Raw genomic sequence first — 17,456 nt, forward strand, 5'->3', positions numbered from 1 at the left:
CAAATCACCTGACGACGGACAGTCCGGCCTCTCGCCGCACGCCCATGGAGCGCGTCATGATCCGCAAGTTCCTCGTACCTCTCACCCTGGCAGCAGGCGTGCTGCTCGCAGCACCCGCGGCGGAAGCCCGGGACGGACGCGGCCCGTGCTTCCGCCATGGCTTTCACGGCCGGTGCCGGCCGAATTGGCGTCCCTGTGCCTACCGCCCGTTCGTCTACGATGATCACGGTAACGATTTTTCTTGATAAATGGCGCCTTTCATTATCAGCACTTTGCCTAATGCTTGTTGGAACGATCAATTTGTGATCGTAAAATGAATAGATTTATCGGTAAATGCATGGTCAGTGTCCCGGATAAAATTCTCCTGGGCGAGGCCGGGGCTGTCATCAACCATATCAAATGACAATCGCTCACATCATTTGAAAAATGTAATAATCGGCATTCTTGCCCCTTCCCTGCTTAGTTGTCGAAGCTTAGCATTAGTTCGGCGTCGGGGCCGTTTGCTTCCGGCCAGGAGGGGTCCAGTGATGTTCGGCCGGTTCACAACGTCCGCCTGCGCCGTGGGGGCAATGGCACTCGTCACTCTGATGCCCTCGCCGTCCCGTGCACAAAGCGCCGGCGCAATGCTCGGCGGACTCGCCGGGGGCGTCTTGGGCGGCATGATCGCCGGCTCCATGGCGGCGCAAGCAGCTCGGCATCGTCCCGTCGTCGTCTACGCGAGGCCGCGCCGTGAGGTCCGCCGGGTGCCGAGACGGGCTGTGGTGAGAGCGGAGCGTCGGCCCATGCAACCGGCGGCTGGACCGACGGGCGCTCAAATCGTCAACGCCTCGGCCGATCCCTTCGCAAACGCGCGCGGCAACGCCACGACCACGGTCAACCGGACGCGCTGACCGTTCTCCAATTCGACGCAAGCTAGGCGCCTCGCATGTCCCGATCGAAGATGGTCCTCGTCGTGTCGGGCTGCATCGGCCTGATGGGCCAGCCTGTACTGGCATCCCCCGCGCCGCCTCAGCTGACCGTGGACAGGACGTTCGGCAAAGTCGCGGGGTGGTCGATCGGTTACAGCGAGAGCCTCGGCGGCTGTCTCGCGGCGGCAAGCTACGGGGATGGGACGACGCTGTGGTTCGGCTTCAACGGCAACCGCAACTCGTCTTACCTCGCCTTCACGAACGCCAAGTGGCAATCCCTCGAGTCCGGCGGTCAATACGATCTCCGCATGATCGCCGGCCGCCAGAAGTGGCATGGGACCTTTACGGGTTTTGAGCGCGGCGACGCGCATGGGCTGTATCAGTCTGGGTTGAAAGAGCGCTTCGTGGCGGATCTTTCCGAAGCCGGGACCATCAAGGTCATCTTTCAGGGCAGGCAGATTGCCGAACTGTCCTTGGTGGGATCCACCGAGGCGTTCGAGGCCGTCATCGGCTGTCAGAAGGATGTGACGGCGGCGGCCGCAAAATCGGAGCCGAACCTAGATAAGCCACGGAAGCTCGATCCCGGCGTGACCAGCACCGGGACCGGTTTTTACGTGTCCGAGCGCGGTCATCTGCTCACGAACAACCATGTGGTGGAAGCGTGCACGGAAATCTCCGTGCAGCAACCCGGCCATACGGCGATGCGTGCGCGGCTCGTGGCCCGTGATGCCGCCAACGATCTCGCGGTGCTCACGACGGATTTTCCGCAGAAGGTGGTGCCACCGCTCTCGATCCGCGCCCGGCTCGGCGAGAGCGTCTTCATCTATGGTTATCCGCAGAGCAGCGTCTTGGCCTCGACCGGAAACTTCACGATCGGCAGTGTCACGGCGACGGCCGGGTCCGGCGACGACACGCGCAAGATCCAGATCTCGGCTCCGGTTCAGCAAGGCAATAGTGGTGGTCCTGCCCTCGATCAGTTCGGCAATGTGATCGGCATCGTGCAATCTAAGCAGGTGGCGTTCGCTTCAGGGGATGTGCCGCAAAACGTGAACTTCGCCATCAAGTCGACGATCGCGCTCAACTTTTTGGAAGCGAACGGGATCGAGGCCCCCATCAACGTGCGGATGGTCGATCCCCTGGATGGCGCGGCCATCGCCGAGAAGGCCCGCGAGTTTACGGTTCAGGTCGCCTGCCATTAAATCTCAGGTTACCGCTCGCGAAAGTCTGATAACTTTCGCGAGCCGCTGTCACGCGCGCCGATATACCGGCGAAGAATTTGATCTCCGCTGGTGTGGCGGCCCGGCCACTTGCGAACACAATCGAAACAAACGGCGTCGCATGCACGTCGAGGCTGTGGGAAGCCAACCTAAGGATGCAAATGCATTAACGGTGGCGGCTTATCACGGATGAAACAAGGCATTTGAAGTGTCGGCCGTGCTGTTGCGAAGATCAGAAAGTATAACTCTCGCATACTATCAGCCGGCGGCCGCTCGTGTCGTATTGATGTTGCTTGTGCTGTGCGGAGACTGCTTTGCATCGGACCGCAGCGTGAGCCTCGAATCCGTACAAACCTGCGATGGTTTAGCCAGTGCCCCCTGGGATCCGGATGCGCCGGATCGGTCGCGGGCAGTCGAGTTCCGCGATCTGCGCGCCGTACCAGCCGCCATGGCATGCCGAGCCGCCATTGCCGAGGCACCGCAGCTGCGGCGTCTCCACTTCCAGCTCGGGCGTGCATACGATCGTCAAGGGGCAAACCAGGACGCCTACCAAGCCTATCGTCGGGCGTCCGACCTCGGCAGCGGCGCGGCCAAGGTCAATATCGGCATCCTGTTCCGCCAGGGACGCCGGTTCGAGAAGAACGATGCGAAAGCCCGGTCGTGGTTCCGCGAGGCGGCCGAGGCGGGCATTCCGGAGGGGATGTTCTGTTACGCGACCGCCTTCGACAACGCGATCGGCGGGGCTCCGGACATCGCGGCGGCCAAGCTCTGGTACGGCAAGGCGGCCGAGCGGGGGACGACGAAGGCCCGTGACGCGCTGGTGCGCCTCGAACTGAATGGCGTCGTCACGGGGGCTCGCTGTGATTAGCGTTCGGCTCCGGGCCAGGGGCGAGGTGCGGCCATGACGGGTTCGATGCGCTTCGTCGCCAGCCGGACGCTCGCGGGCCTCGATCCTATCCGGATCGACGACAGGATCATCCTCGAAGACTACGAGCGCCTGCGCCGGTTGGTGCTGACGCGTTGCGGTGCCTCGGTCGCGGATCTGTTCGCCGAGCCCGTCATCTCCCGCAGCAACGGTGCGGCGCCGGCGCGGGTGGATTGGTACACCCATCTCGACGGCCCGATCCGACCGTTGGCCGAGCTCGATCCCGCCGTCGCGGAACCGGCCGCGCAGAGACTCCGCTCCGCCCTCGCGGCCCTGACGCCGCTCCTGCGGGATCGGGAGGTGGGCGCCTTCGCGGCGGCTTGTCTCAACCTCGCTTCGCCGCTGGCCGTGCTGGCGGTCGGAGACACGCCCCTGCTCGTGGATTGGGGGTTGCTCCCGCAGGGGCTCGCTGCGGATGACCGCGCCCGGGGACGTCACTTCGCATCGACGCTCGGTGCCTTCGCTCCGGCCGCCATGCCGTCGCCACCGACGAGCCGGGACGATTGGGCGGCGCATGTCGAGCCGTTTCCCGCGGCCGATCCCCCCGTATCGCGCCGGCTTCGCCGCTCGCCGGCATGGCCGCGGCGTCGGGTCGTCACCGCGCCCGTCGTCGCGACCACCGTGGCGGGACTTCTGCTCGCGCTGTCCTTCGTGCCAGGGGTCCTGGTTTTCCCGGTGCTGCCACAGAGTGTGTCGGCCGAGTCCAGGACGTTGCAAACCGCATGGCTCGATGGCCTCCGCCGACGGCGGGATGCGCTCGTCGCGTCGGAACGCTTCGATTGCCCCCGCCTGCGAACCGAGCTTCCGACGCTCGTCCCGCAAAGCCCGGCGAGCGTGCGCCTGCCCACCGATCCGGCCGCGCCGCCGCAGGCGCGGACGGGCCTGGAGGCTCCGGCCGCGCAGGCAAACCCGGGTGCGCGACCCGCCGATGGTCTCACCGACCGTCTCGAACGTGGCACGGTCCTCATTCTGGCCGGCAACGCGACCGGCTCCGGGTTCTTCGTGGCGGACGATCTCGTCGTGACCAACCGCCACGTCGTCGAGGGGGCTCCATCGCTCCTGATCGCCGGACGCCACGCGGGCCTCGTCCCGGCGACGTTGGTGCGGGTCGGCGACGAGGGAACGCTGACGGATTTTGCGCTGCTTCGCCTGCCCTCGCAGTCGGGGGGACGCGCTCTGTCCGTCGCGCCACCCGGAAGGCCGCTGACCCCGGTGGTGGCCTCGGGCTTTCCAGGGCTGCATCTCGGCACGGACCCGATCTTCGCACGGCTTCGCGAAGGCGATGCCGGCGCCAGCCGCGATCTCGTTCCCGTGCTTCAGTCCGGGGTGGTGAACCATCTGCAGCGCTACGAAGCCGAGGCGGTCACCCTCGTTCTCCATTCGGCCGAGATCGCCCCCGGCAACAGCGGCGGGCCCCTGGTCGATTATTGCGGGCGCGTGGTTGGCGTGAACACGTTCGGCCGCACCGATGAGCAGATGCCCGTGACGGCGCGATACGCCCTCGGATCGGATGGGCTCCTGGCCTTCCTGACGAAAGCCGGCATCGCCATCACGCCCGATACGCGGGCCTGCGACCTCCAGGCGTCGCCGCGCGTGGCCGCCGCCGCGCCGGTCGAGCCCGCTGCGCCGACAGGGCAAGCCGCCCCGCGTACGCCCGCCCGGCCGCCCGCCGTGCCGCCGTCTGCTCGCTGAGGGGTTGCACGATGTCCGCGACCACGAAGCTCACCGAGACACCGCGCCAGGGGCTTACGCCCGTCAACCCGAAGCTCGGTCGGCAATACGAGCAACTGATCGATCTGCTCGCGCGCCGTCTGAGCCCGGCCCATGCGGGGCTCTTCGCGGAACCGGTGCCGGTCGCCGTGGCCGGGACCGGGCGGCCGGGCTTCGCGTGGTTTTCTGCCTTCGAGGGCGATGTCCGTCGGGTGACGGAGCTCGATCCGCAAGCCGCCGGCACCTTGCGGGCCGGCGCGGCGAAGCTGGAAGCCGAGATCGCCGCTTTCGCCGACGGCCTGGAGCGGGAAGGCGATGCGTCCCGCGATCTCGCGCGGCTCCTGCGCGATGCGCTCGTCGTCCCCGATGCCAATCATCTGTGGTCCGTCGACGGCCACCCGGTCTTCGTGGCCTGGGGCTATCGGCTGGCCGGATCGGAGGGGCCCGTCGTGGCGCGCGGGGCCGCCATCACGGCCAGTGCGGCATCGGCCAGCGCTGGAGGGCCGTCGGCGGAGCCGGTCTCCGGTCCGACGGCGACCACGGCGGCCGCCCCTGTCTGGGTCGAACCGAGGCCGGTCGACACACGGCGGCGCTGGCTCGGTCCCGTCCTGTGGCTGGTGTTCGTCCTGCTGACGGGTGTCCTCGCGGACCGGCTGCTCCGCGCGTGCGCCCTGGGCGATGAAACCTGGCCGTCCTGGATCCGGGCGGTCCTGCCGCAACACTGCCCCGTCCCGTCCGTCGAACTCGACCCGGATGGCGGCGCGATCCTCGCCGCGATCCGCACGACCGACGAGGCGGTGCGGGGAGCCGAACTCGCTGTGACCCGCCGAGCGCTGACCTGCGACGCGGCCTGCCCGGTCCCACCGCGGCGGGCGGCCGTCGAGCCCCCCCGGGTGATCCCGCCCGATCTCGAACGGCGGCTGACCGGAATCGAACGCGGCCAGGGTCTCGAACTCACCCTGGCCTGGGAAGGCGCGGCCGATCTCGATCTCTACGTCGTGTGCCCCGATCGCTCGCGCATCACCTTCGATCACCGCGCCTCGTGCGGCGGACGCCTCGTGGCCGACCAGAACGAGAATGGCGGGACCGGCGCCAGCCGTCCCGTCGAGCATGTGATCTGGGACAGCGCCCCCGCGCCGGAAGGGCGCTACGGGGTCCAGGTCGGACTGTTTCGGCGCCACGGTGAGACGCGGACGGACGTACCCTTTCAAGTGATCCTGTCGCGGCACGGCGAAATCGTGGCGCAACGGGACGCCAAGATCGGCGCGGAGCGGACGATGCAATCCGTCATGTCCTTCGATCTGCCGATGCCGGACGCGGCACAGGCGCCCGCCGGGACCTCCGCCGTGCCCTGATCGCCTGCGCCGCCGCCGCTCCTCCCGCACACGTCACACGAGATACGCCCCGAGCGATGTACGTCGAACCCGTCACCTTCGGCCCCACGATCCGGCTCGTGCCTCACAGCGGCGTGCAGTTCGTGGAATATGCCTTCCACATCGATACGGTCGGGCGCCTGTCCCGCCGCTTCATCGAACGCGAGGTCGTGGGGGCGACCCAAACGGACGGGCGGCGGACCTATCGCCTGCTCCCCGCCTGGAACGAAGAGGACCCCGGCGCGGACCCGGTGGAGAGCGCGAAGGGCGAGGATCGGGAGTACGCGGTCGGCGAGAGGGGGGCGCTCGAAGTCTTTCTCGAGAAGTGGACGCCGGTCCCGATGCTGCGGGTCAAGTCCGGGATCGACGGCGGCGAGGAACTCGACCTCGGGCCGACCAACTGGGCGCGGGTCCGCATCGTCGAGGTCGCCGACAGGGCGCCCGATAGCCCGATCAGCCACCGGGTGATCTTCGCCTTCGACACCGAGTTGCTGGAGCGGCGCACCAACCGGCCCTATACGGCCCCCAGCCTGGAAGACGCGGCCAACGAGCACGAATTCCGCTTCGCCTTCCGCTTCCGCGACATCGGCTGGTTCCTCGGCGCCGCCGGGGAGGATGAGGAGACGAAGCGCCTCGCCGGCTTCCAGGAATGGGTGCCGTCCTGGCTTCTGGAGCAATTCCGCGAGTTCAAGGCCGCGCAGCGCCCCGACCGCCCCCTGCGCGAGACGGATTTCCCGAACGCGCTGGAGCATTACGCCCGCTATCTGGTCTTCCTCGAATACCTGCAGATGGCCGTCCGGCCCCGGACCCTGAGGCTCACCGATACGGTGACCGCCCAGCCGGCGATCCGGCCCGTCACCGTCGACCTCATCCTCGACATCGGCAACAGCCGCACCTGCGGGATCCTGATCGAGTCCCATCCCAACGAGGACCGGGTCGATCTCAACAATTCCTTCGTGCTGCAATTGCGCGATCTGTCGGAGCCGGAGCAGATCTACACGGAGCCGTTCGAAAGCCACGTCGAACTCTCTCACGCCAAGTTCGGGCGGGACCACCTGTCCCGTCTTTCGGCGCGCCCGCGCGCGTTCTTCTGGCCGAGCCCCGTCCGTGTCGGGCCCGAGGCCAGCCGGTTCCGCGAACTCGCTCAAGGGACGGAGGCGATCGGCGGCCTGTCGAGCCCCAAGCGCTACCTCTGCGATGTGCGCCCCGTGAACCAGGAGTGGCGCTTCCCCGACCGCGACTACAGTGCCGACGGGACGAGCCCGCTCATCGACCGCACGATCCGGCAATACGTGAACAGCCGCGGCGACGTCATCGCGCAGCTCGACGCCGACAAGAAGCGCTACGGGATCCGGGTGGGGGCCGACGACCGGATCGGTGCGTCGCGCCTGACCTTCTCGCGGTCGTCCTTCTTCACCTTCATGGTGGCGGAGATCGTCTGCCACGCCCTCTCGACCATCAACAACGCCGGGGTTCGGGAGCGGCGGCGCACCAAGGACGCCCCGCGTAAGCTGCGGCGCATCATCCTGACGCTACCGCCCGCGATGCCGGTGCAGGAACAGCGCCTGCTCCGTTCCCGCGCGGAGGGAGCGGTCAAGCTGATCTGGCAACTGATGGGGTGGGCCGACAACCCGCCTCCCGGATTGACCCAGCCGGAGGTCCACGTCGCGTGGGACGAGGCGAGCTGCGTGCAGTTCGTCTACCTTTACGGCGAGATCACCCAGAAGCTCGGCGGCGCGGTGGAGGGGTTCCTGCGCCTCGTCGGCCGCCCGAGGCCCTTCGCCGACCCCGATGCTCCGCCTGCGCCCACGGCGCAGCCCGAACCCTCGGTGCGCATCGCCAGCATCGATGTCGGCGGCGGCACCACCGACCTGATGATCACGACCTACTATGCGGAGGGTAATCGGGCGATCAAACCCGTCCAGAATTTCCGCGAGGGGTTCCGGATCGCCGGCGATGACATCCTGAAGCGGGTGATCGAACGCCTCGTCTTGCCCACCCTCGAGGCTGCCCTCCGGGCCGCCGGGCATCCCGACCCGCACGCCCTCCTGCTCGAATGCTTCGGCGGCGACCGGGCCAACATGGCGGAGCAGGAAAAGCACCTGCGCCGCCAGTTCGTATCCCGCGTGCTGGAGCCGATCGGCCTGCGGATCCTCGGCGACGTCGAAGCCGGGGCCGAGATCGTCGCGCGGCCCTTCGAGGAGTTCTTCCCCGAGCGTGGCGGCCGGATCGTTCGCCGGGCATTGCCGCAGCAACGCTTGCTCGATTTCCTGGAAGTGCCTGCCAGGGCCGGCGGCGCGACCGACTTCTCCCTGACCGATTGTCTCTTCGAAAGCCGCGCCGACGTGGTCGCGGACTGCGTGGTGTCGACCCTCGATCTCGTCCTCGACAATTTGTGTGAAGCCGTTCACGCCCTCGACGTCGATGTCGTGTTGCTGTCCGGCCGGCCGTCGAGGCTCCAGGCGTTCGTCGATCTCCTCGTCGACAAGCTCTCCGTCTCGCCCGACCGCATCGTGCCACTGCACGAGTATCAGGCCGGGACGTGGTACCCGTTCCGCGAGCGGGACAATCGCCGCATCGGTGATCCCAAGACGACGACGGCGGTGGGCGGCATGCTGTGTGCGCTGGCCGAGGGCCAGCTCACCAACTTCACCCTGTTCACGCATCGTCTCGCTCTGCGCTCCACCGCCCGCTACATCGGCGAACTGGAGCTCAGCGGCCAATTGCGCGACGCGGGCCTCTGCTTCCGCGACATCGATCTCGATGCCCCCGTGTCGGGGCGGAAGGGGCCCGCCAAAGGGCCGGAGATGGATGCCAAGCTGCGCTATTACGCGCCGATGCGCCTGGGCTACCGGCAATTGCCGGTCGAGCGCTGGATCGCGACGCCCCTCTATCGTTTGAGGCTGCGTGCCGGAGAAGAAGCGGCACGCATGAAGCTCCCGCTCGAGATCACGCTCGAACGCTGCGGCGACGGTCGTCCCGATGATGAAGGGGCCGACGCTCTCCTGCGCTCGGAATCGATGAAGGAAGAATTCAAGATCTCCGACGCCTACGACGCGGACGGTCTCGATGTTGCGCGCAAAATCGAGCTTGTGCTCGATACTTTAAGCTCGGAGCATGGATACTGGTTGGATACCGGTATCCTCGCCCTGGATTGAGAATGCCCATGTCAATCGAAAATCTGGCACAGGATTGCAGGGCAACGGGCTGCCTCGCCGAGGAGGCCGAACGCTGGCTCGGCGACGAGGCGAACGCCGCCACCGTCGGGCGCGAGCGCGCGGACCTCGTCCGGTATGTCCGCAAGGCCGCCCACAGGGCCGAACGCCTCGCCCGTGCGGCGGGACGGCCGATGTGCGCCGGCGTGTTCGGGCCGAGCCAAGCGGGCAAGTCCTATCTGGTTGAGGTTCTGGCGCGCCCGGAGGACGGGGCCCTGCGCGCGCGCTTCCACGGCCACGACCCGGTGGACTTCCTGGCCGAGATCAACCCGATCGGCGAGAAGGAGGCGACGGGGTTGGTGACGCGCTTCACCGCCGCGACCGCCGGAGGGACCCCGCCCGGCGCGCCGGTACGCCTGCGTGTCCTGAGCGAGATCGATCTCGTGAAGATCCTTGCCAACACCTTCCTGCATGACGGCGACGCCGCCAAGGAGACGCTGCCCGAGCCGGACGCGATCACCGCCCTCGTCACGGCGTTGAAGGCGCAAGCCCGCCCGGGCGTCTCGCGGATCGGCGATGTCGAGATCGACGACCTCCAGGACTATGTCCGTGAGCAGGCGCGCGGCACACGCCCCCTCGAGGTGTTCGCCCGCTATTGGGACGAGGCGCGCAGCCTCGCGGGCGGTCTCGATCTCGAACGGCGCGCGCAGCTGTTCGCGCCGCTCTGGGGCGGCCATGCCGCCTTCGGCGTCCTCTACCGCCAACTCGCCGACGCGCTCGAACGATTGGGGCATCCGGAGGAGATCTTCGCGCCGCTGAGCGCGCTCGTGCCCCGCGAGGGCAGCATCCTCGACGTGGCGACCCTGTCGGGCCTCGGCGCTGCCGCCGGGGGGGACACACTCACCGTCCACGGGGCGAACGGCGCGATCGTCACCCTGCCGCGCGCGGCCGTCGCCGCGATCACCGCCGAGCTGCGCATCGAGATCGCGGACGAGCCCCGCGCCTTCCTGAAAGAGGCGGACCTCCTCGATTTTCCCGGTGCCCGCAGCCGCCAGAAGGTCGACCTGTCCCACTTCCTGACCGCTCACCCGGACGCCCTCAAGGAAACCTTCCTGCGCGGCAAGGTGGCCTACCTGTTCGATCGCTACGTGGCCGAGCAGGAATTGACGGCGATGATGCTGTGCGTCCGCCCCTCGAACCAGGAGGTGGTGACGCTGCCGGACCTCGTGGACCGCTGGATCGCGCTGACGCATGGCTCCACACCGGAGGCCCGCGCCTCCCTCCCGAACCTGCTCTTCCTCGTCCTGACGTGGTTCGACAGCCATTTCATCGACAAGGCGGGTGATGCGGGCCAGGACGCGGGGCTCCGCTTCCGCAACCGGCTCGAGGCGTCGCTTCTGGGCTTCTTCGGAAAGGCTCATACGTGGCCCCGGCAATGGACGCCGGGCACGCCGTTCCGCAACACGTATTGGTTCCGCAACCCGAACTACCCGGCCGAGTCGGTGATCCGCTACGACGGTCGCCGCGAGGTCGCGTTCCTGCCCGAAAAGCAGGATCGGATCGCCGAACTGAGGGATGGGTTCGCTGCGCTGCCGGAGGCGGCTGCCCATTTCGCCGAGCCTAGCCGGGCTTTCGATGAGGCGCTGCGTCTCAACGACGGCGGCGTCAGCTACCTCGTCGAGAACCTGTCACGGGTCTGCCGGCCCGCCCTGAAGGCGCAGCAGATCGCCGCCCGCCTCGATGCGCTTCGGGCGGAATTACGGGAGCGTCTGGCCCGCTTCCATGTCGCCCTCGACATCGAGACCCGGCTCGCGGAACGGCGGGAGGCCGCCGGGCAGGTCTTCGACGCGCTCGATGCGGTCGTCGCGGCGGGGCAACTCGGCTCCCTGTTGCGATCCCTCACCGTCGATGTCGGGGCCCTCACCGTTTCCTTGCATGGCGCCGAGAGCGCTGCCCCGGCGAACGCGGTTCCGGCTGCCGCGCCGCGGATCGCCCGCCCCGGCGCCATTCCTCGCCCCGGCGGCATGCCGGGAGGCAGAAGCGAAGCGCCGACGGCCGGCACCGACCGGGAGCGCGCCCTGGCACGGGCTGCCGTCGCGGCCTGGATCGGCTTCCTGCGGCGCACGATCGAGGACGAAGGCTTCGCCCGTCGCTACGGCGTTTCGCTGACGGTCATGGAGGTCGTCGTCGGCGAGTTGATCGCCCTCGCCCGAAGGGCCGACATCGAAGGGGCGATCGCGGCCGATCTGCGCGCCCTGGCGACCATCGAGCGGGCCGAGCAATCGACGGTCAAGCTCGCCCTGATCGCGGCGACCCGTCTCAACCGGCTGGCCGGGAGCCTGGGCTTCACCCTCGTCCCCCCGGCCGGCGAACGACCGCCCATCCTGGATGAGGCGGGAGACAGGCTCGCTTTCGCTCCCCGTGCGATCGCCTTCGACGCCCGCAGCATCACGCAGGCACCCGCCCCCTTCGCGCACACCTACGCGACGGACTGGTTCCACGGCTTCTACCGGGTGGTGGAAGACAACGCGAAAAGCGCCTCCGGCGTCACGATCGACCTCGCGCAGAACGCACGGATCGGCGCGATCCTCGCTGGTCTCCAAGCACGGGCCGCCTGAACCGGCCGGACCCCACGGAAACGTCTGACATGACCATCCGCATCACCGAGGATGAGGACGAGAGCGGCGGCTACGCGTTCATCGAGCTCGGGCGTCCGCTCCGCTCCCCGCTGCTGTCCTTCCGCCGTCAGGACACCGAGCCGCGCCATCTCGGCGCCGAAGGCTGGCAACCGGAGGTGGCGTGGCTGGCACCGCTTGCCGTGACGGAGCGGGACGGTGGAGCAGTGGCCCGCTTCGGCCCCGCCGTCGTCGACCGCATCGAGGAACTGGTCCCGATCGAGATCGTCGCGCAGGACGGCACCTCCTTCGGCATTGTGTCGTGGCCCTACATCTCTCCCGCCCCGGCCGGCCCCGGCATTCTCGCCGGCCTGCCGAACACGCCCGCGACCCCGCCCCACATCGATGGGAAAGGCGCGGGCGATGCCGCCACCGGGAGGGTGGATGCGGGCCCTTCGGAGGACGTCGCCGCCCCGGACGTGCCACCGTCCGAACCGCCGCCGCAGGGCAAGCGCCGGGGCCTGCCCCTTCTCGCGCTTCTCCTGCTCGCGTGTCTCGCGATCGGGGCCGGCGCGTTCATCCTCTACGGCGATGCGCCCTGGATCGTCATCGCCCGGAACGACGCCCCGGCTCCCCCGGCCCCCCCGCCCGCGGAGCCGGAACCTCCGCGCCTGACGGCCGCCGAACTTCACCAACGTTTCTCGCAGCTTGTCCAGGAGCGGGCGACGCCCGGCGCATTCATCGCGCTCGGCGAGACGGCCCTGTCGTCCCGGCAGGGAGGCGCCGCCTTCCGCGCCTTCGAAGAGGCGGATCCCGTCACCAATGCCGATGCGGCATGGCAGCTCGCCCGCTTTTACGACCCCGGAAACGCCGAGGCGACCTACCGCGAGGCGGCCCGGCCCGACCTCGTCCGTGCCGCCTACTACTACGCCCTCTGGCGCAACCGCTCACCTCGCCACACCGACGCGCTCCGTGGCCTTTGCGACGCCAACGCCGCCAACGACCGCCTGCGGGCGATCTGCCGTTCATGACGAACCCCGTGCCCGCTCCCATGTCCGCCAGATCATCTCTCACACCGTCGCCCTCATTGGCCATGATGGCGCGCGCCCGCCTCGTCTGCGCGGCTGCGGCCTTCGTTGTCCTGGGTGCCATGGAGGGGCAGGCCGCCTCGCCGGGCTTGGCGATCCAATCTGCCGCCGCCCGAAGCAGTGCGGCGACGGGGCAGCGCATCGCCCTGCTCGTCGTTCCACAGCCGGCCTCCGCCGGAGGCCGCGCGGCCACGGCCCATGCCGACGAGGAGGCCTATCGCAAGCGTCTGAGGGACATCGGTTTCGATGTCTGGACCTTCGGTCCCGCGGACCGTCCTCAGCTGGAGCGCGGCCTCCGCGAAGCGGCCGGACGCTTGCCGGAGGAGGCGCAGGTGGCCGTCTTCGTCCTCGGTCCGACCGTCGGCGGCGTGGACGACATCCATCTGATCCCGCAGGACGCTCCATCCGATATCGGTCAGCGGCCGACCATGCTCGACAGCGAGGGCGTCCGGCTCAGCGACGTGATGCGTCGCATCGCCCAGCGCAGGCCGCGCGATCTCGTGGCAGTCATCGATGAGTGTCAGGCGGCTTCCGGCGCTCGCTGTGATTTCGATGCCGCGGTGGGCAACTCGGGCGCGAGCCTCATCGGCGGAGAACGGGCCGCCCGGCGCACGGCATCCCCCGCGCCGCTCGCCGGGCGCGCCTCGCTGCGCGATCCGATGCTCACGGCGATGGCGCAGGAGGGCGAAACCTTCCTGCAGTCTTTCGAGACCTTGAAGCGGGGTCTTGCCGGCAGTGACCTGGAGCCCCGCGCGAGTGGTGCGCTGACGACATCGTTCGCCTTCATCCCGCAAGGTTTCTTCGGTGGGCTGCGCAGCGACTGCAACAAGATCGATCCCAATGCGGAGCCGGTCAGCCTGCGCGGCGTGAATCTCGAACCGGCGATCAAGGCCTGTGAGGCGGGTACCGCGACCTATCCCTTCGCGAGGCCATTTCAGGACAGGCTCCAGGCCGGGCGAGAGCAGCGGGCCTATCAGCGGGCAATTGCGTCTTGCGACGATCCGACAAGCACGGCGAGCTACACCACGGCCTACCCGGCGGGGCGGTTCCGATCCCTCGTGGAAACGTTCGCCCTCGAATGCGGCCGCACGCGGGACCGTCAGGACGAGGCGCGGCGGCAGCAGGAGGACGAGGCGCGCCGACGGCAGGAGGACGCCCGGCGGCGGCAGGAGGAGATGGATCGGCAATGGGCTGAAGCCCGCCGCCAGCGGGAGGCGGACGAGCAGCGCCAAGCGGAGGAAGCGCGGCGTCAACGGGAGTTGCAACAGCGCACGACGGTCGGCAGCGCCTCCGGCTGGACCCTGAACTACTCGACCGATCTTCTCGATATCTCCCGGCTTGCCAACGATCAGTACGATCCGCAAAAGCAGACCTACACGACGATCTGGCATTCGCGGCAGCATGGCGAGCAAGTCGTCATGTATGTGCAGGTCAGCCCCAACGAACGCTGCGGCAGCGCGCAGCAATTCATCGCTGAGCAGATCCGTCCAAGGCGGAACCAGATCTCCCGCGCACAGGAAGTGACGTCTTCGCCAGTCCGTACTGGCTACGTGCTCGAAGGCCGGGGGACGGCCATCTCGCCGGGCACTTTCGATGACCGAAGCTTCTACGATTTCGCGACGATCCGGCGCGATGATAGGAGTACGATCGTCAATGTCGGCGGCCGCTTCCCGGCGGAATTCAGTGATATGTACCGGGCTGAGCTAATTCGGATGATGAACTCGATGCAGCTGCCGGGCCGGGACATCTTCAACAACCGCTGCGGCTGAATTTTTGGACTGCAACGAGAGGCCGGGAGAATGGGGCTTGAGATGCGTGCGATCGTCCGGGTGCTCGCCCTCGCTCTTTGCGGCTCTCTGCCGGCAGCACTGATCCTCTGCACGGACGCTCTCGCGGATGCTGCCCAGGATTGCCGAACCGGCAGTCCCGATTTACGCTTGGGGGGATGCAGCCGCCTGCTGCAGGAGGCCCGAACCCCCCGGCAGCGGGCCATCGCACTCGACGGCCGTTGCTGGGCCAACAATGACCGGAATGCGTTTGCCGAGGCGTTGATGGACTGCAATTCAGCCATCTCGGCCGATGCGCAATACCCCTATAGCTATCATAATCGAGGCATCGCCTACGCCGGCCTGAATAATCCATCCGCAGCTATCAATGAGTTCAATAGGGCCATCGCGATGCGGCCAAACTTTTTCAATACGTTGCTCAATCGGGCCAAGGCTTATCTGTCTCTCGGAAATACGGCCGCAGCTATCCGCGATTACGAGGACGTTTTGCGCCTGAAGCCGGACAACGAAGAAGCGCGATCAGCGCTCGCCACGCTCCGTGCGGCAACACCGTCGCAAATGGGGTCCAGCGCTGCCAACTCGCTCTGCGGGGCTCCCGGATGCAATTGACGGGGGGAGGCCCGGCGATGCAACAATCTGATCGTAACGAGGATGAATTGCTTTGAAAATTTGATTTGAATGCAGAAGTCTAATTTCGCGCCTGTCTGCTTTTTGAAATATCTTCGAATGATCCGAATGTCTGGGCTGGGACAAAGCATAACGTTGGCGTCAGCCTGCTTTCGCGCAAACTGAGCGCCCGAAACAGCCAATTCAATCGATGTAATGAAGCTTAGCTCCTAAGGATCCGCCGCTACCTGTCGCCCTGAGGAGTGATTCACATCATACGGTCTTCCCGGCCCCCCCGGATCTGGGCGATCACGAAGCCGGTTTGGCCGTAGCGTCAGCCCACTTCTCGAGCTTGCCGAGCACACCCCAGGCCGAGAGGCCGAGGAATATCGGCATCGTGTAGGGGCTCAGACCGAAGGCCGGGGTCAGCTGTGCGATGACTTGGCCAAGGCCGGTCGTCGGTGGCACTTGTGCCAGGATCTGCGTCGCCACGGCCCCGATGATGCCGATGGCGGACTTCTTGCCGTCGAGCAATCGACCGATCGTCTGTCCCAGCGCGCCGTTGACCTGCCCGAGGGGCACATCGGGAACCGGGTTCGGCACCGTCCCGGGCGCCGGTGGCCCCGCTGCGATCCGCGCTCCATCGATCTGCCGGCGCAGGGCCTGGAGCAGTTCGTCGACCCGCGCCACGGGGTCGGCGGACGGCGCGACAGGGCTGGACCTCAGGATGACCGGCTGCCCTGGAACCGGTTGCGACGTCGCGGAGGCGGTTTCGGCCATGTGCCGCTCCAGCGCGTCGATGCGCGCCAGCACCTCGGCGCCCGCCGGCGCCGGCGGCGGGCGCACGGCTTCCTGGATCGCGGCGATGGTGCGAGCATCCGCAATGCCGGTGTCATCGAGGCCGTGCTCCGCCTGGAACCGTGCGACGGCGGCCATCGTCCGACGACCGTTTCGCCCGTCCTCGACGAGGCGGGGCGTCGCGCCGAGGCGGTTGAGGGCCTGCTGGATCCACCTTGTGCTCTCGGCGACCTCGTCGTCCGGTTGCCGCGCCGGATCGATGTCGGCGGCATGCGGAGCTGCGATCAGAACGCTGGGGTCCAGGTCGAGGAGTGCCTTCAGGATGACGGCGGTGCCGAGCTGGTTGTCGATCACGTTCGGATCGAAGACATGGTCGCGCACGAATTTACCGCCGCGCGCGTCGGGCGGCCCATAGGCGGTCGAGCCACCCCACAGGTAGGGGGAATTCACACCCTTGGCGTGATAGCCATAGCCGTTGAAGCCCTCGAGCCGGTAAAGGACCCGGGCGGCGCTCCAGTCACTCGCGCCGATGAAGCCTTCGAGGCGCAAGGCGTCGACGGCCCCGTCCGCAAAGGCATTCGGGCCCATGAACGGGCCACGGCCCTTCGGAACGATGGTTGTCCGCCGGTCGAGCGGCTGGCCGTTGCCGAGGTAGGTATCGAAGTTGAACGACGATTCCCGATAGTGGCAGAGGCCGATGAACCACCAGGGCACGCCAGTGCGCGTCTCGATTTCCTGGTAGCGCACCTTCCCGGCGGCAAGCCGCTGCGCCAGCTTGCGCACCCCTTCCGCCTTCTCCGGCCGGATCTGCAGCGATCTCCAGACCCGCTCGTAATCGTCCCGGTAATCCTTGAACGACGCCATGTCGGTGCTCCACGCAGTGCGGTGAGGCCACGAGGCCGATTGCGAGCGAGGCGATGGGCGGGACACCATCGGACGCACATCGGCTGCCGATCACGGTGTCCCGCGGAGTTGGATGCTGCGTCCGACAGAGAGGGGGGGGCCCTCCGTGACGCGCATCATGGTCTTGGCCAGAGCTTGGCCAGAGCTTGGCCGCGCGCGGATAGCGGCTGGCTGGCTCTATGGATCCACTATTCAACTGCGAAGCCCGGCGCATCCCTCAAATGAATGATGGCGGATAGATCGATTTGGTCGATATTGTGCCGACATTGGATATGATGGTTTGGGCGATCTGAGCGTAATTAGCTCATTCTGTCTGTCACATATGTTTTGATAAGTTTCTACATCTTACATTGCGGCGGCAGAAACACTAA

10 protein-coding genes and 1 pseudogene are annotated in these 17,456 nt (G+C 67.4%); 10 read left to right on the top strand and 1 reads right to left on the bottom strand.

Annotation, left to right across the window (positions count from 1 at the left end; all coding sequences use genetic code 11):
- The 10 genes and pseudogenes from MFF22_RS24220 to MFF22_RS24265 all read left to right on the top strand — a co-directional run.
- A pseudogene (locus tag MFF22_RS24220) lies at positions 1–245 on the top strand (hypothetical protein); the annotation flags it as partial.
- A 695-nt stretch (positions 246–940) separates the two neighbouring features.
- Entirely contained in the window at positions 941–2,107 is a 1,167-nt protein-coding gene (locus MFF22_RS24225; RefSeq protein WP_238253312.1) for a S1 family peptidase, read from the top strand.
- A 226-nt stretch (positions 2,108–2,333) separates the two neighbouring features.
- Positions 2,334–2,993 (top strand): tetratricopeptide repeat protein, encoded by a 660-nt coding sequence (locus MFF22_RS24230; protein ID WP_238253313.1) that lies wholly within the window; start codon positions 2,334–2,336, stop codon positions 2,991–2,993.
- Positions 2,994–3,026: 33 nt separating this feature from the next.
- Positions 3,027–4,742, top strand: coding sequence for a trypsin-like peptidase domain-containing protein (locus MFF22_RS24235; protein WP_238253314.1), 1,716 nt, complete (start codon positions 3,027–3,029; stop codon positions 4,740–4,742).
- 11 nt (positions 4,743–4,753) lie between these two features.
- Positions 4,754–6,115, top strand: a complete 1,362-nt coding sequence (locus MFF22_RS24240) for a DUF2135 domain-containing protein (protein ID WP_238253315.1) — start codon at positions 4,754–4,756, stop codon at positions 6,113–6,115.
- Positions 6,116–6,171: 56 nt separating this feature from the next.
- Positions 6,172–9,291 (top strand): virulence factor SrfB, encoded by a 3,120-nt coding sequence (locus MFF22_RS24245; RefSeq protein ID WP_238253316.1) that lies wholly within the window; start codon positions 6,172–6,174, stop codon positions 9,289–9,291.
- Positions 9,292–9,299: 8 nt separating this feature from the next.
- Positions 9,300–11,906: a virulence factor SrfC family protein gene (locus MFF22_RS24250; protein ID WP_238253317.1), complete on the top strand. Its 2,607-nt coding sequence runs from the start codon at positions 9,300–9,302 to the stop codon at positions 11,904–11,906.
- A gap of 29 nt (positions 11,907–11,935) precedes the next feature.
- On the top strand, positions 11,936–12,934 hold the full coding sequence (locus MFF22_RS24255; RefSeq protein WP_238253318.1) for a hypothetical protein: 999 nt from the start codon (positions 11,936–11,938) through the stop codon (positions 12,932–12,934).
- Positions 12,935–13,323: 389 nt separating this feature from the next.
- On the top strand, positions 13,324–14,760 hold the full coding sequence (locus MFF22_RS24260; protein WP_238253320.1) for a hypothetical protein: 1,437 nt from the start codon (positions 13,324–13,326) through the stop codon (positions 14,758–14,760).
- 42 nt (positions 14,761–14,802) lie between these two features.
- Positions 14,803–15,387, top strand: a complete 585-nt coding sequence (locus tag MFF22_RS24265) for a tetratricopeptide repeat protein (RefSeq protein ID WP_238253321.1) — start codon at positions 14,803–14,805, stop codon at positions 15,385–15,387.
- A gap of 306 nt (positions 15,388–15,693) precedes the next feature.
- Here MFF22_RS24265 and MFF22_RS24270 read toward each other — a convergent pair whose 3' ends face one another.
- Complete coding sequence (locus MFF22_RS24270) at positions 15,694–17,046, bottom strand: peptidoglycan-binding protein (RefSeq protein ID WP_238253322.1); 1,353 nt, start codon at positions 17,044–17,046, stop codon at positions 15,694–15,696.
- Between the last annotated feature and the right edge of the window lie 410 nt (positions 17,047–17,456).

This window comes from Methylobacterium persicinum (assembly GCF_022179525.1).
Classification (GTDB): Bacteria; Pseudomonadota; Alphaproteobacteria; order Rhizobiales; family Beijerinckiaceae; genus Methylobacterium; species Methylobacterium persicinum.

Coding starts and splice junctions, on each gene's coding strand:
- MFF22_RS24255 (WP_238253318.1), top strand. CDS start 11,936: ATGACCATCCGCATCACCGAGGATGAGGACGAGAGCGGCGGCTACGCG.
- MFF22_RS24225 (WP_238253312.1), top strand. CDS start 941: ATGGTCCTCGTCGTGTCGGGCTGCATCGGCCTGATGGGCCAGCCTGTA.
- MFF22_RS24270 (WP_238253322.1), bottom strand. CDS start 17,046: ATGGCGTCGTTCAAGGATTACCGGGACGATTACGAGCGGGTCTGGAGA.
- MFF22_RS24250 (WP_238253317.1), top strand. CDS start 9,300: ATGTCAATCGAAAATCTGGCACAGGATTGCAGGGCAACGGGCTGCCTC.
- MFF22_RS24265 (WP_238253321.1), top strand. CDS start 14,803: ATGCGTGCGATCGTCCGGGTGCTCGCCCTCGCTCTTTGCGGCTCTCTG.
- MFF22_RS24245 (WP_238253316.1), top strand. CDS start 6,172: ATGTACGTCGAACCCGTCACCTTCGGCCCCACGATCCGGCTCGTGCCT.
- MFF22_RS24235 (WP_238253314.1), top strand. CDS start 3,027: ATGACGGGTTCGATGCGCTTCGTCGCCAGCCGGACGCTCGCGGGCCTC.
- MFF22_RS24240 (WP_238253315.1), top strand. CDS start 4,754: ATGTCCGCGACCACGAAGCTCACCGAGACACCGCGCCAGGGGCTTACG.